This is a genomic window from Streptomyces sp. C, assembly GCF_000158895.1.
Lineage (GTDB): Bacteria > Actinomycetota > Actinomycetes > Streptomycetales > Streptomycetaceae > Streptomyces > Streptomyces racemochromogenes.
Genome location: NZ_GG657750.1, coordinates 6,665,991 through 6,680,045, shown reverse-complemented (window position 1 = coordinate 6,680,045; position 14,055 = coordinate 6,665,991). Strand labels below are relative to the sequence as shown.

The window sequence follows — 14,055 nt, the reverse complement described above, 5'->3', positions numbered from 1 at the left end:
GGCCCTTGACGGCGGCCAGCAGCCGGCGGGGGCGCTCGCCCAGGCCGAGGGAGCGCAGGCCGTGGCAGGAGGGGTGGTAGGTGACGGTGTGCGGGAAGTACGCGCCGACGTCGGTGACGCCGAGGACGTCGACGAGGAACTCGGTGAGCTCGTGGACGCGCGGTACGAGGTCCTCCGCGAGTTCCGCCAGCCCGCTGCCCCGCCCCTCCTCGGCGGCCCGGCGGCCGATGCGCGGGTAGTGCTCGCGGATCATCGCGGCGCAGGAGCCGGAGGGGGTGACCACGTGGTCGTGGCCGGCGAAGGCGGCGGCGGTGCGGCGCAGCAGCGGCTCGGCCTCGTGGCGGTAGCCGGTGTTGTACTGGGGCTGCCCGCAGCAGCTCTGGGCGGCGGGGAAGTCCACCTGGACGCCGAGTCGCTCCAGCAGCCGTACGACGGCGATGCCGGTGCGGGGGTACAGCGCGTCGTTGACGCAGGTGACGAACAGGGCGGCGCGCATGATGGGCACAATAGCCCGGTGAAGAAGTTCTCAGTCATCGGCATAGGCGCGGGCGACCCGAACCACCTGACCCTCCAGGCGGTCAAGGCGATCGGCGCGGCGGACGCATTCCTCATCCTGGAGAAGGGGGAGGAGAAGTCGGACCTGACCGGTCTGCGGCGGGCGATGCTCGACGCGCACGCCCGTCCCGGCCACCGGCTGGTGGAGGGCCGCGACCCGGACCGGGACCGCACCCCGTCCGATTACACCCCGACGGTGGACGGCTGGCGCAGCGCGCGGGCCGAGATCTTCGAGCGGTTCATCGCCGAGGATCTGGCGGAGGGCGAGACGGGCGCGTTCCTGGTGTGGGGCGACCCTTCGCTGTACGACTCCACGCTCGCGATCCTCGAAGAGGTGCTGGAGCACGGCCGGGTGGAGTTCGAGCACGAGGTGGTGCCGGGCATCAGCAGCGTGTCGGCCCTGCTGGCCCGGCACCGGACCAACCTGAACCGGGTCGGGCGGCCGGTCCAGATCACCACCGGCCGGCGACTCGCGGAGGGCTGGCCGCAGGACGTGGACGACGTGGTGGTGATGCTGGACGCCCGGCACGCCTTCACCGCCCACCTGGACCAGGACCTCTACATCTACTGGGGCGCCTACGTGGGCACTCCGGACGAGATCCTGGTCCAGGGGAAGCTGGCGGAGGTGTCCGGCCGCATCGAGGAGCTGCGGACCGAAGCCCGCGCCCGCAAGGGCTGGATCATGGACACCTACCTGCTCAGGCGTCCCTGAGGAAGGCGGGCAGGACCTCGGCGAGGCGTTCGTACTCCTCGGCGCGGTTGTAGAGCTGCCCGCAGACCCGGATTCCGCCGCCGCCCGGCCGGGCCCAGATCAGGGTGCGGACGCGGGCCTTGGCCGCGATCTCCTCGCGCATGGCAGCGGCGGCGTCCTGGGTCTCGGCGGTGCCGGGCGGCAGCAGCAGGGAGCGCATGGCCAGGCCCGGGGTGTGCGGGAGCGGGGTGAGGCCGGGGATCCGGGCGAGCAGTGCGGCCCCGTAGGCGGCGAGGGCGCTGTTGTGGGCCCGGACCCCGTCGGCGCCGAGCCGTTCGATGAGGTCGAGGCCCTCGGGTGCGGCCAGCCAGCCGGTGTAGTCGGCGGTGGCGCGGAACTCGACCGAGCGCGGGTAGCCGTGGTGGTCCTGCCAGGACGGGGAGAGGGAGCGGACCCGGGCGCGGTGGGCGGGGGCGACGGCGAGGAGGGCGGTGCCGGAGGGCGCGTAGCCCCACTTGTGGAGGTTGCCGAACCAGAAGTCGGCTCCGGCGACCGGCTCGGCCAGCATGCCGGGGGTGTGGGCGCCGTCGACGACGGTGGTGATGCCGCGTTCCGAGAGCTCGGCGAGCAGCCGGGGCGAGGCGATGAGCCGGGCGGTGGGCGAGCTGACGTGGTCGAGCAGCACCGCCTTGGTGCGGGGGGTGAGCGCGGCGAGCACGGTCTCGCGTACGGCGTCCTCGTCGGGCAGGTGCGGGTCCAGGGCCACGGTGGTGACGCGGGCGCGGCGGGCGGCGGCCGCGGTGACGGTTCCGTAGCCGTGGTCGGTGACGAGGACCTCGTCGTCCCCGGCGAGCGGGATGGCCTCGAAGGCGAGGTTCGCGCCCTCGGTGGCGTTGGAGATGAACGCGAGGCCGTCCGGGTCGGTGCCCAGCCGGGCCGCGATCCGGGTGCGGGTGGCGGCCAGCCGGTCGGGGAGGGCGAAGAAGAAGGCGTCGGGGTCGGCGTGGAGCTCGGCCCGCAGGGCCTCCTGGGCCTCCTGGACGGGCAGCGGGACGGCGCCGTAGGAGCCGTGGTTGAGGTGGGCGACGGCGGGGTCCAGCCGGAAGAGGCCGGGGCCGCCGGGGTAGGCGGGCGGGGCTGAGGGGGCGGACGGCGCGGGCACGGGTACCTCCGGGGCGGGACGTGTCGGGTGCGGGCCTCGTGGGCCCGCACCCGGAGCATGGGGTCTCGTCGCCCCGGGAGGAAAGGGCCGCTTGGGCCGGATTGGCCTGCCTGTCCACCGGCGACCGGGGGCGCGGCACGCGGCCGGCGCCGGGGGCGGGTCCGTGGCACCACGTCTACCGGCCCGGCCCGGCCCTGCAGGGCAGCAGCGGCAGCGGCAGCGGCAGCAGCAGCAGCAGCAGCAGCCTGACCAGGGCGTTCCCGGACCATGCGCCGGAATACGGCATTCCCCTGGCCATACAGCCGAATTGACGCATAATCATCGTCACGCGGCGCGAAACAACCCTCGTGCCGCACTGGGTCACGTATGCAACGGGGGGCATCGTGATGATGGGGGACTCCCGGCCGACACCATCGGGCGGAGCGACCGGAACACTGCCGACCACGTCCACCGAACTCTCCCGCCTGCTCACCGCCGTCCGGCGGGGCCGGGTGCTGACGGTCACGGGCCGGTTCCACGAGGCCCGGAGCCTGCTGGTGCGGGACGTCGCCCGGCGGCTGGCGTCCAACTTCTGCGACGGGGCCGCGGTGGTCACCGTCAGCCCGGACGGCGGCGTACGCGGCCTCGTGGCCGGGCTGGGCTGCGTACCGGGCATGCCCTTCCTGCCGTGCGGCACGGCCAACGCCGCCTCCTGGATGGCGGAGCGGGACATGCTGCTGGTCCTGGACGGCAGCGACCGGCTCGGCCCCGAGGCGCTGACCTGGCTGCGGGAGCTGCTCGCCGCCGCGCCCGGGCTGCGCATCCTGGCGGCCGGCCGGCATCCCCTCGCCGTGGGCCAGGGCCGGGTGCACCGGCTCTGAGCCCCGGGGGTCCGGACGCGCGTCCGCCCCGGCCGGGCACGGGGCCCGGCCGGGGCGGAACGCGGACTGCCTACCGCCGTGGGCGTCAGCCCAGCAGGGCGAGCGCCTGGTTCAGCGTCGCGGAGGGACGCATGACCTCGGCCGCCTTGGCCGGGTCGGGCTGGTAGTAGCCGCCGATCTCGGCCGGGGAGCCCTGGACGGCGTTCAGCTCGGCGACGATCTTCTGCTCGGACTCGGCCAGCGTCTTGGCGAGCGGCTCGAAGGCCGCGGCGAGCTTCGGGTCCTCGATCTGGCGGGACAGCTCCTGGGCCCAGTACATGGCCAGGTAGAAGTGGCTGCCGCGGTTGTCGATGCCGCCGAGGCGACGGGTCGGCGACTTGTCCTCGTTGAGGAAGGTGCCGGTGGCGCGGTCCAGGGTGTCGGCCAGGACCTGGGCGCGGGCGTTGCCCGTGGTGGTGGCGAGGTGCTCGAAGGAGGCCGCCAGCGCGAAGAACTCGCCGAGCGAGTCCCAGCGCAGGTAGTTCTCCTTGACCAGCTGCTGGACGTGCTTCGGGGCGGAGCCGCCGGCGCCCGTCTCGAAGAGGCCGCCGCCCGCCATCAGCGGGACGACCGACAGCATCTTGGCGCTGGTGCCCAGCTCCAGGATCGGGAAGAGGTCGGTCAGGTAGTCGCGCAGCACGTTGCCGGTCACCGAGATGGTGTCCTCGCCGCGGCGGATGCGCTCCAGGGAGTACTTCGTGGCCTCGACCGGGGAGAGGATCTCGATGGTCAGGCCCTCGGTGTCGTGCTCCGCGAGGTAGGTCTTGACCTTGGCGATGAGCTGCGCGTCGTGGGCGCGGGTCTCGTCGAGCCAGAAGACGGCCGGGGCGCCGGTGGCGCGGGCGCGGGTGACGGCGAGCTTGACCCAGTCCTGGATCGGCAGGTCCTTGGTCTGGCAGGCGCGGAAGATGTCGCCGGCGGCGACCTCCTGCTCGATGAGCGCGTTGCCCGCGGCGTCGACGACGCGGACGGTGCCCGCGGCGGCGATCTCGAAGGTCTTGTCGTGGCTGCCGTACTCCTCGGCCTTCTGGGCCATGAGGCCGACGTTCGGCACCGAGCCCATGGTCGCCGGGTCGAACGCGCCGTGGGCGCGGCAGTCCTCGACGACGGCCTGGTAGACGCCCGCGTAGCTGCTGTCCGGGAGGACGGCGAGGGTGTCGGCCTCGGCGCCGTCCGGGCCCCACATGTGGCCGGAGGTGCGGATCATGGCCGGCATGGAGGCGTCGACGATGACGTCGGACGGGACGTGCAGGTTGGTGATGCCCTTGTCGGAGTCGACCATCGCGAGGGCGGGGCCCTCGGCGATCTCGGCGTCGAAGGAGGCCTTGATCGCGTCACCGTCGGCGAGGCCGCCGAGGCCGTTCAGGATGGTGCCGAGCCCGTCGTTCGGGGACAGGCCGGCGGCCGCGAGGGCCTCGCCGTAGCGGGCGAAGGTCTTCGGGAAGAAGGCGCGGACCACGTGGCCGAAGATGATCGGGTCGGAGACCTTCATCATCGTGGCCTTCAGGTGCACGGAGAACAGGACGTCCTCGGCCTTGGCGCGCTCGATCTGGCCGTTCAGGAAGGTGCGCAGGGCGTCGACGTGCATGACGGACGCGTCCACGACCTCACCGGCGAGGACCGGCACGGACTCGCGCAGCACCGTGGTGGCACCGTCGGCGGCGACGTGCTCGATGCGCAGCGTGCCGGCCTCGGCGATCACGACGGACTTCTCGGTGGAGCGGAAGTCGTTCTCGCCCATCGTGGCGACGTTCGTCTTCGACTCGGGGGTCCAGGCGCCCATGCGGTGCGGGTGGGCCTTGGCGTAGTTCTTCACCGAGGCGGGGGCGCGGCGGTCGGAGTTGCCCTCGCGCAGGACCGGGTTGACGGCACTGCCCTTGATCTTGTCGTAGCGGGCGCGGATCTCGCGCTCCTCGTCCGACTTCGGGTCGTCCGGGTAGTCCGGAAGGGCGTAGCCCTGGCCCTGGAGCTCGGCGATCGCGGCCTTCAGCTGCGGGATCGAGGCCGAGATGTTGGGCAGCTTGATGATGTTGGCCTCGGGGGTCTTCGCCAGCTCGCCGAGCTCGGCGAGGGCGTCGGCGATCCGCTGCCCCTCCTCGAGGTACTCGGGGAAGACGGCGATGATCCGACCGGCCAGGGAGATGTCACGGGTCTCGACATTCACACCGGCCGTCGACGCGTAGGCCTGGATCACAGGCAGGAAGGAATACGTCGCGAGGGCCGGGGCCTCGTCAGTGTGCGTGTAGATGATGGTCGAGTCAGTCACCGGATGCTCCGCTCCACAGTCTGCGTCTCTCGTCTGCAACATTGCTCGACATCAAGATATCTCGTGATCGGGCATGTCTGGACAGCCCCCTGCCGCAAGAGCCGGGGAGACGCGCGTCACGGCAGCGCGAAAGGCGCCGCCGCCGGCCTCCGGGGCCGGCCGCGGCGCCGCTGCGCCGTGCGTTTCAGGCCGTGACCTGCTTGGGGTTCGCGCCGTACTCGTTCGGTCCGGCGTCGCCCTCCAGCGCCATCAGGACGATGATCGCGATCCAGCCGACGAAGGGGATGAAGCCGATCAGGTACCACCAGCCGGACCGGCCGGTGTCGTGCAGCCGGCGGACGCTCAGGCCCAGGGTGGGGAGGAAGACGGCGAGGTTGTAGATGTAGAAGATGACCGGGTAGCTGCCGAGCGCGAAGTCCAGCACGATCGCCACGATCATGATCGGGATGCTGCACAGGACGAACATCCAGTACTCCTGGCGGCGCGCGCGGCCGGCGAAGTCCGCGTAGCGCTTGATGACGTCGACGTAGTAGTGCACGAGTCCCCCTAAGGACGGCATCGACGGCCCTTCGGCCTGGAAGGGGCCGGGCCCGGGTTATGCCCTGGGGCCGTCGCGCCCAAGCCATCTCCGGGTGCCTGATTCAGGCCACGGGGCTTGGTTTCAGGGGGAGTTGACGTCGCCTGCCACTGGCGTCCCGGGCGCCTCAGCCGATGCGGTAGGAGTCCCCGTAGACCTTCCATTCGAGCGGGGTGTCGAGGCCCAGGTTGCCCTTCTTCAGGAAGACCCGCTGGGCGGTGTCGACGCGGCTGGTGTCGCTGTGGGCCTCCTCCTGCTTCATCGCCCACACCCGGGCGTCGAGGAAGGCGTTCAGCCACGCGGTCTCGTTGCCGCCCTGGGCCGGCGGCTTGGCCTTGGCGAGGGCCCGCTTGCGGATGTTGCGGAAGCTGGTGGAGTCGCCGCCGTCGCCGTGCATGACGATGGCGTCGTAGTAGATGAACTGCCCGAGGGTGCCGACCCCGTCGGACTTGCCCTGCCCGACGGCGGGGTTGAAGTAGACGCGGTCGCGCTCGTGGTCCTGGGCCTTCTTGAACTCGGCGTCCCGGGCGGCCTTGGCCCAGTCCCCGGTGAAGTTCGGGTCGAGTCCGGCGTGCGAGTCGCTGCCGTCGACCTTGCGGAGGGCGGGGAGGTACTTGGCGAGCACGTTCCCGGGCTTGACCTTGGTGTAGTACTCGACGAGGTCGAGCATGTCGCCGGTGCCGGAGCAGAAGCCGATGATGCCGGCGGTGTAGCCGCGGCCGTCGCCTATGTCCTCGATGTACTTGTACTGCGCCTTCCAGTCGAGGGAGGAGTTCTCGGCGCTGGAGACGATCCGCATGGCGATGTCCTTCTTCGCCGGGTCGTCGAGCCCGGTGGCGGCGGCGGCCGCGGTGGCGGCAGCCGCGGTGGCACCGGGCGCGGGCGCGGCGGGCGGCGCGGCGGTGGCGTGCGCCGCGACCGGGGCGGTGAGGAGGGCGGCGCCGAGCAGGGCGCCGGCGGCCATCGTCTTGCGACGGGGAGTGAACACAGGGCCTCCATGGGGGGTTTGAGTCTTCCCTGATCCGTTAGGAAACTTTCCTACCAGACATTGGAGACAGGGAACACCCCCGCGGCCACCCGCCCGGCAGGGCGACACCCTCAGCGGCATCCGCCCGGCCAGGGCAAGGGTCAGATCCAGCCGTTGCGCCTGAACCCCCGGTGGATCACGAAGCAGGCGACCGCCATCACCGCGAGGACCAGCGGGTAGCCGTACGTCCAGTGCAGCTCGGGCATGTGGTCGAAGTTCATCCCGTACACCCCGCAGACCATCGTCGGCACGGCCACTATCGCCGCCCACGCCGTGATCTTGCGCATGTCCTCGTTCTGCGCGACCGTCACCTGCGCCAGGTGCGCCTGGAGGATGGAGTCGAGGAGTCCGTCGTACGCGCCGATCTGCTCGGTGGCCCGCGTCAGGTGGTCGGCGACGTCGCGGAAGTACGCGCGGACCTCCGCCGGGATCACCGGTATCGGCTGCGTCGCCAGGTGCTGGAGGGGCCGGCCGAGGGGGGCCACCGCCCGGCGGAGTTCGAGGAGCTCGCGCTTGAGCTGGTAGATCCGGCCCGCGTCGCCCCGGCCGCCGTGTTCGCTGAACACGGCCGTCTCCACGGCGTCCATGTCGCTCTGCACCGCGTCCGTGACGGCCACGTAGTCGTCCACCACGTGGTCCGCCATGGCGTGCAGGACGGCCGCCGGCCCCTTGGCCAGCTGGTCCGGCTCCGCCTCCAGTGCCTCGCGGACCGGGCCGAGGGTGCCGCGTCCGCCGTGCCGGATGGTGATGACGAAGTCCTCGCCGATGAAGGCCATCAGCTCGCCGGTCTCCACCACCTCGCTCGTCGCGGTCAGCTCCTCGTGCTCGACGTAGCGCACGGTCTTGAAGACGGCGAAGAGCGTCTCGTCGTAGCGCTCCACCTTCGGCCGCTGATGGGCGTTGACGGCGTCCTCGACGGCGAGCGGATGCAGGCCGAACAGCTCCGCGAGGCCGGCCAGCTCCTGCTGCGAGGGTTCGTGCAGGCCGATCCAGACGAACCCGGCGCCCGTCTTGCGGACCCGTCGCAGGGCCTCCTCCACCTCCCCGCAGCCGTCCTGGCGGACGCCGTCCTGGTAGACCACGCAGTTGACGACGGCGCTGCCGAGCGGGGAGCGGGCGGGGTGGCTGAGGTCGACGGCCCGCCGGTAGCCGCGGCGCACGGCACGGCGCAGGTTGCTGAACATGGACACGGGCGTACTCCCCTTCGGCGGATCAGCGGCCAGTCTGCCACCGCCCGGCCGGCGGCTCGCCACGCGCCCGCGCCCACCACCCCTGCCCCTAGCAGGCCGGGGAGGAGCCCTTCTGGCCCTTGAGGTCGCGGTTGTAGAGCCACCCGGTGGTGTTGGTGCCCTCCACGCGCACGAACGTCCACTGGTTTCCGTAGGAGTTGACGATGTAGCAGTGGTACCAGAGCTTCGTGCCGTCCTTGACCAGGGCGCCCCGGGCGCACTGCTGGTACGGCGCGGCCAGCAGGTGGTGGTCGCCGGATATGTAGCCGTACGTCCCCGGCGTCGGGTCCCGGTGGGTCCAGCCCGCGCAGCCCGTCGGTACGGGGCTGGGCCCGCCCGGCGCGGGCGAGGACGGCTTCTTGGAGGGCGACGGGGTGCCCTGCTTCTTCGAGTTGCTCGCGGAGGGCTTGGCCGTGGGGCCGGAGACGGAGGGCGAGGGGCCCGGGGTGGCCGTGGCGGGCTGTGCGCCGCCCGTCGGGGAGCCGCCGGGCGCCGGGGTGGGCGCTGCGACGCCCTTGCCACCCCCGCCCGAGGTCACGGCGTAGGTGACCCCGCCCGCGGCGAGTACGGCGACCACCGCGACGGCCATCGCGGCCCGGCTGCGGCGGCGCGCCCGGTCGACGTCCGCCGAGCAGGACCGGGCGACCATGGGCAGCCTGACCAGGGACGGCTGTTCCTGCGACGGGAAACCGAGCTGCGGGGCTGCGGGGGGCGTAGGGGCTGCCGGAAACGTTACGCCGCCGCTGCCAGGGGCCGGGGCCGTGGCCGGTGCCGGGCCCGGGGCCCCGCCGCCGGCGGGGGCCCGAACCCGGGGGCCGGCGCCGCCGCGGGCCCGGGCCCGGGCGCGTACGGCGACGGCGCGACGGGGGCCGCCGGGGCCGAGCCGCCCGCCGCGACCTGCTCCAGCATCGCGCGGGCCTGCTCGGCGGTGGGCCGGTGCTCCGGCTCCTTCGCCATCAGCGCCCGCAGCACCGGCGCGAGCGGCCCCGCGCGCCGGGGTTGGGGCAGCGGGTCCCCGACGATCGCGGCGAGCGTGGACCACACCGAGGTGCGGCGGAACGGCGACACCCCCTCCACCGCCGCGTACAGGGTCATCCCGAGCGACCAGATGTCCGAGGCGGGGCCGGGCTCCCGGCCCTGCGCCCGCTCCGGGGGCAGGTAGTCGAGGGAGCCGACCAGTTGGCCGCTGCGGGTGAGCTTGGCGAGGGCCTCGTCGTCGGAGGACTCGATGGTGGCGATGCCGAAGTCGGTGAGCACGACCCGGCCACCCCGCTCCAGCAGCACGTTGCCCGGCTTCACGTCCCGGTGCAGGACGCCCGCCCGGTGCGCGGCGTCCAGCGCGTCCATCAGCTTGGCGCCGATCGCGGCGGCCTCCTGCGGGTCGAGCGCGCCGTACCGCGTCACGGAGTCGTCGAGCGAGGGCCCGTCGACGAGTTCCATGACGATGACGGGCAGGCCCCGCTCGTGCGTGACGTCGTGGACCGTGACCACGCCGGGGTGCCGGATGCGGGCGGCGGCCTGTGCCTCGCGCTCCATCCGGGTGCGCAGGTCGGCCAGTTCGTCGTCGTCGGCGTCGGTGTAGGCCCGCAGGACCTTGACGGCGACCTCGCGGGCGAGCAGTTCGTCGACGGCGCGGGCGACGACGCCCATGCCGCCCCGGCCGATCACCGAGGTCACCCGGTAGCGCCCTCCGAGCACCTTGCCGACGAGGTCCCCGTCGTTCGCTTCGCCCGCTTCCCCCGCTTGACCCGCTGGCACCGCATGCTCCGTTCCACGACCGGTCGTCCGTCTCGACGATCTGACGGGGCACAAGCGTAGAGGCACGACCGGCGGGCGGTCCGGGCGGACACCCCCTACCCTTCACCGCGCGGCAGATGGGCCTTCGCCTCCTCGTAACCGGCGCTGCCGGGCCGCTCGGCGGGGGCGTAGAAGAGGTTGAGCACGCCGGTGTCGAAGGCCTCGCAGGAGAGCAGTTCGAGCGGGATCGCCGGCTCGCCCTCCTCGAAGAGGCGCAGGCCCTTGCCCAGCACGACGGGGTGGACGAGCAGCTGGAGCCGGTCCAGCAGTCCGGCGGCGAGCAGTTGGCGGACGACGGACACCGAGCCGCTGATGACGATCGGGGCCTCGCCCGGCTCGTTCTTCAACGCCGTGACCCCCTCGACGAGTTCCCCGTCGAGGCGTTCGGAGTTGCGCCAGGTGAAGTCGAGCGGCTGCCGCGACACGACGATCTTCCGGGCGTCACCGAGCCGCCTGGCGAAGCCGGCGTCCTCGCCGCCGTCCGCTTCACGGCCGGGCCAGGCCCCGGCGAAGCCGTCGTACGTCCTGCGGCCGAGGAGCAGGGTGTCGGCGGAGCCGACGACGGCGTCGACGGCCGCGCCCATCTGGTCGTCGAAGTAGGGGAAGTTGCTCTTTCGTGCGGCGCCTCCACGACGCCGTCGAGCGAGATGAACAGCTCTGCGGTGATCTTCCTCATCGGGCGCTCCAGGGAGGTGGGGTCCTGCCGCCTCCCAGTAGACGCCGCGGGGCGGCCCGCCGCGTCCGGGCCGCGCCGGGCTTCCGGTCAGACCGGCCGCAGTTCCTCCATGGCCGTCTCGGCGACCACCCGGGCGACCAGGGCGAGCGCGGGCGAGTCCAGCTTCCACTGCTGCCAGTACAGCGGTACGTCCAGCCACCGGCCCGGAGCCAGTGGCACCAGCGCACCGCTCTCCAGCAGCGGCTCCGCCTGCGGTTCGGGGACGAGCCCCCAGCCGAGGCCCGCCGCCACCGCGTCCCGGTAGCCCTCCGAGGTGGGGACGAGGTGCCGTGCGGCCGAGGCGGGCGAGGCGCCGCCGGTGAGCGCGCGGACGAAGTCGTCCTGGAGGACGTCGCGCCGGTCGAAGACGATCAGCGGGGCCTCCCGCAGGTCCCGGGCCGGGGCCCCGGTGAGGTGCCGGGCGGCGAAGTCGGGGCTCGCCACCGCGAGGTAGCGGGCCAGCCCCAGCGCCCGTACCGTGCAGCCGGCCACCGGGTCGGGCGAGGAGGTGACGGCCGCCATGACCTGGCCCTCCCGCAGCAGGGCCGTCGTGTGGGACTCGTCCTCGCGGTGCAGCTCGAAGCAGATGGGCGGCTGCTGCGGCACCCGGGTGAGGGCGGGCAGGAACCAGGTGGCCAGCGAGTCCGCGTTGACGGCGATCGGCATCCGGACCGGCCCGAGGCCGTCGGCCATGCCCATGCCCAGCTCGGCGCGCGCGTCCCGTTCCAGCCGGGCGAGCTGCCGGGCGAAGCGGATGACCACCTCTCCGGACTCCGTCGCCCGGACCGGCTTGGTCCGCATCAGCAGCACCCGTCCGGTGCGCTGTTCCAGGGCCTTGACCCGCTGGCTGACGGCGGAGGGCGTCACGTGCAGGGCTGCGGCGGCCGCGTCGAAGGTGCCCTCGTCCACGACCGCGAGGAGGGTCCGGACCTGTTCCAGGGGGAGCTCGTCCATCACGGGTGCTAATGATACGTAAAAATCTTTAGCTGTACGCGAGGGCGCGCGGTCCTTACGGTCGGACCATGACGAACGGCATCACCACAGCACTCCTGGCCGGCTTCGGTGCCGGCCTCTCCCTCATCGTCGCGATCGGCGCACAGAACGCCTTCGTGCTGCGCCAGGGCGCGCGCCGGCACGCCGTCCTGGCGGTGGTCGCGATCTGCGCCGTCTCCGACGCGGTGCTCATCTTCCTCGGCGTGGCCGGGGTCGGCGCCTTCGTCACCGCCTGGCCCGCCGCCCTGACCGCCGTGGGCATCGCCGGCGGCGGCTTCCTGATCTGCTACGGGATCATCGCGGCCCGGCGGGTGCTGCGCCCCGCCCCCGGCGCGGCCCTCACCGCCGAGGGCACCACCGCCGGTTCCGTCCGGGCGGCGGTGCTCACCTGCCTGGCCATGACCTGGCTCAACCCGCACGTCTACCTGGACACCGTCCTGCTGGTGGGCTCGCTGGCCGCCGACCGGGGCGACCTGCGCTGGGCCTTCGGGATCGGGGCCGGGCTGGCCAGCCTGATCTGGTTCGCCACCCTGGGCTACGGCGCCCGGCTGCTCAGCGGCCCGCTGTCGCGGCCGGGTGCCTGGCGGGTACTGGACGGGCTGGTGGCCGCCACGATGGTCACGATGGGCGGAATGCTCCTCGCCCGCGCCTGAGGCCGGGCCGGGACGGGACGTGGTACTGGTTCCGGTGGGCCGGAACCGATCCCGGCCCGCCGCCCCATTCCCCCTCCCCATCCCCGACCCCCTCGCCCTCCCCCTCCTCCTCCCTCCCACCCCTCTCCCCCACCCCGGAGCCGCCGCCGTGCCCGACCGCCCGTCGCCCGAGGCCGTGCGCGCCTACTACGCGGCCCAGCCGTCCCCGCTCGTCGCCGCGACCGGCATCGTCCTGGACCGGCGGGGCCGGGTCCTCGTACTGACCCCCTCGTACAAGGACGGACTCGAACTGCCCGGCGGCACGGTGGAGGACACCGAGACCCCGGAGCAGGGCCTGGCCCGGGAGCTGGAGGAGGAGCTGGACCTGTCCGTCCCGGTCGGCCGGCTGCTGGCCGTGGACTCCTGTCCGCCGGGCGCGCTCGGCCGCTCGCTCGTGGTCCATGCCTACCTCGTGGGGCCGCTGACCGACGCCGAAGCGGAGGGGATCGCCTACGCGGACGGCGAGGTCGCCGAGGCCCGCTGGCTCACCCCGGAGGAGGCCGCGGAACAGCTGCCCGAACGGCTGGCGCCCCGGCTGCGCGCCGGGCTGGCCGCCCTGTACGCCGGATCCGTCGCGCACCTCGTCGACGGCGTCCCGCAGCCCGGCTCCCCCGCCGGGCTGGACCCGGCCGACCGCGCCGCCCTGGAGCACTCCGGCCGCTACGACCCGGCCGGCCACCGCGCGGCCCGGCCCAAGGCCCTCACCGCCGCGAACGTGGTGTTCACCGACGGGGCGGGCGGGGTCCTGCTGGTCCGGCCCGGCTACGGCGAGCCGGGCCGCTGGCTGCTGCCCGGCGGGCGGCGTCGACAGCGACCTCGGCGAGACCCCGCGGGACGCGGCGGCGCGCGAGGTCCGCGAGGAGACCGGCCTGGAGCGGGATCCCGGCCGCCTCCTCGCCGTGAACTGGACCCACCGGCCCGGCTACCCGGCGCGGATCCGCTTCCTCTACGACGGCGGGGTCCTGGCCCCGGCCGAGCTCGCGGCGATCCGGCTGCCGCCCGCCGAGCTGCTGGAGTGGCGCACGGCGCGCCGCGAGGAGCTGCGCGGCCTGGTCAAGCCCAAGCTGCGCCGTCAGATCGAGGCCTGCCTGACGGCCCTGGCCGAGGGCTCCGGCCCGCTGGAACTGCACTCGGGGCGCCGGGCGGGCCCGGCCTGAGACCCGTTCGGCCTCCGCGGGATCGCCGGGGCGGCCGGGCGGCGGGAGGCTCGACGGCGACGGCCCGGGGACCCCGTACGCACCCGGCCCGACCTGCTCCCACCACCGGAAGGGGCGGCCCATGCCCCCGGCGCCACCCGGCACCGCTTCGGTGGTGCTGTCCGAGGGCGGGCCCGGCCTCGTCGACCTGCCGGCCGCCTCTCCCCCTTCGAGGGCTGCACGGCGCAGCGCCTAAAAGAACTCGCGGGGTGCCTGGAGGGGCACCCTCCGCTGCGGGCTCACGGGCGTCCCAGGA

12 protein-coding genes and 2 pseudogenes are annotated in these 14,055 nt (G+C 73.5%); 4 read left to right on the top strand and 10 right to left on the bottom strand.

Features of this window, described 5'->3' with window-relative positions; all coding sequences use genetic code 11:
• On the bottom strand, positions 1–496 hold a 496-nt coding region (locus tag SSNG_RS44215; protein WP_007267696.1), incomplete at its 3' end, for a (Fe-S)-binding protein.
• Positions 497–514: 18 nt separating this feature from the next.
• On the opposite strand from SSNG_RS44215, the gene cobF reads away from it, so the two are divergent.
• Positions 515–1,267, top strand: a complete 753-nt coding sequence (gene cobF / locus SSNG_RS29985) for a precorrin-6A synthase (deacetylating) (protein ID WP_007267695.1) — start codon at positions 515–517, stop codon at positions 1,265–1,267.
• Here the strand turns inward: cobF and SSNG_RS29980 are convergent.
• Positions 1,254–2,408 carry an aminotransferase class V-fold PLP-dependent enzyme gene (locus tag SSNG_RS29980; RefSeq protein ID WP_007267694.1) on the bottom strand — a complete coding sequence of 385 codons (1,155 nt, stop codon included), beginning with the start codon at positions 2,406–2,408 and terminating at the stop codon, positions 1,254–1,256. The genes cobF and SSNG_RS29980 overlap by 14 nt on opposite strands.
• Positions 2,409–2,755: 347 nt before the next feature.
• Between SSNG_RS29980 and SSNG_RS29975 the strand changes: the two genes are divergently transcribed.
• Positions 2,756–3,268: a hypothetical protein gene (locus tag SSNG_RS29975; protein ID WP_007267693.1), complete on the top strand. Its 513-nt coding sequence runs from the start codon at positions 2,756–2,758 to the stop codon at positions 3,266–3,268.
• A gap of 85 nt (positions 3,269–3,353) precedes the next feature.
• Here the strand turns inward: SSNG_RS29975 and SSNG_RS29970 are convergent, their stop codons facing one another.
• The 8 genes and pseudogenes from SSNG_RS29970 to SSNG_RS29935 form a co-directional block, all read right to left on the bottom strand.
• Positions 3,354–5,573 carry an NADP-dependent isocitrate dehydrogenase gene (locus SSNG_RS29970; protein WP_007267692.1) on the bottom strand — a complete coding sequence of 740 codons (2,220 nt, stop codon included), beginning with the start codon at positions 5,571–5,573 and terminating at the stop codon, positions 3,354–3,356.
• 184 nt (positions 5,574–5,757) lie between these two features.
• Positions 5,758–6,111, bottom strand: a complete 354-nt coding sequence (locus tag SSNG_RS29965; protein ID WP_042802279.1) for a DUF805 domain-containing protein — start codon at positions 6,109–6,111, stop codon at positions 5,758–5,760.
• Positions 6,112–6,277: 166 nt separating this feature from the next.
• Positions 6,278–7,114 carry a chitosanase gene (locus SSNG_RS29960; protein WP_042802277.1) on the bottom strand — a complete coding sequence of 279 codons (837 nt, stop codon included), beginning with the start codon at positions 7,112–7,114 and terminating at the stop codon, positions 6,278–6,280.
• A 164-nt stretch (positions 7,115–7,278) separates the two neighbouring features.
• Positions 7,279–8,361 (bottom strand): magnesium/cobalt transporter CorA, encoded by a 1,083-nt coding sequence (corA, locus tag SSNG_RS29955; protein WP_007267689.1) that lies wholly within the window; start codon positions 8,359–8,361, stop codon positions 7,279–7,281.
• A gap of 94 nt (positions 8,362–8,455) precedes the next feature.
• Positions 8,456–9,055: a hypothetical protein gene (locus tag SSNG_RS44995; RefSeq protein ID WP_007267688.1), complete on the bottom strand. Its 600-nt coding sequence runs from the start codon at positions 9,053–9,055 to the stop codon at positions 8,456–8,458.
• 83 nt (positions 9,056–9,138) lie between these two features.
• Positions 9,139–10,164: a serine/threonine-protein kinase gene (locus tag SSNG_RS44205; protein ID WP_347232475.1), complete on the bottom strand. Its 1,026-nt coding sequence runs from the start codon at positions 10,162–10,164 to the stop codon at positions 9,139–9,141.
• A 95-nt stretch (positions 10,165–10,259) separates the two neighbouring features.
• A pseudogene (locus tag SSNG_RS29940) lies at positions 10,260–10,879 on the bottom strand (dihydrofolate reductase family protein).
• Between the two features lie 87 nt (positions 10,880–10,966).
• Positions 10,967–11,872, bottom strand: coding sequence for a LysR family transcriptional regulator ArgP (locus tag SSNG_RS29935; protein WP_042802273.1), 906 nt, complete (start codon positions 11,870–11,872; stop codon positions 10,967–10,969).
• 68 nt (positions 11,873–11,940) lie between these two features.
• Here SSNG_RS29935 and SSNG_RS29930 point away from each other — a divergent pair, with 68 nt between their 5' ends.
• Complete coding sequence (locus SSNG_RS29930; protein WP_007267684.1) at positions 11,941–12,564, top strand: LysE/ArgO family amino acid transporter; 624 nt, start codon at positions 11,941–11,943, stop codon at positions 12,562–12,564.
• A gap of 878 nt (positions 12,565–13,442) precedes the next feature.
• Positions 13,443–13,760 (top strand): annotated as a pseudogene (locus SSNG_RS44200) (NUDIX hydrolase); the annotation flags it as partial.
• Positions 13,761–14,055: the final 295 nt, after the last annotated feature.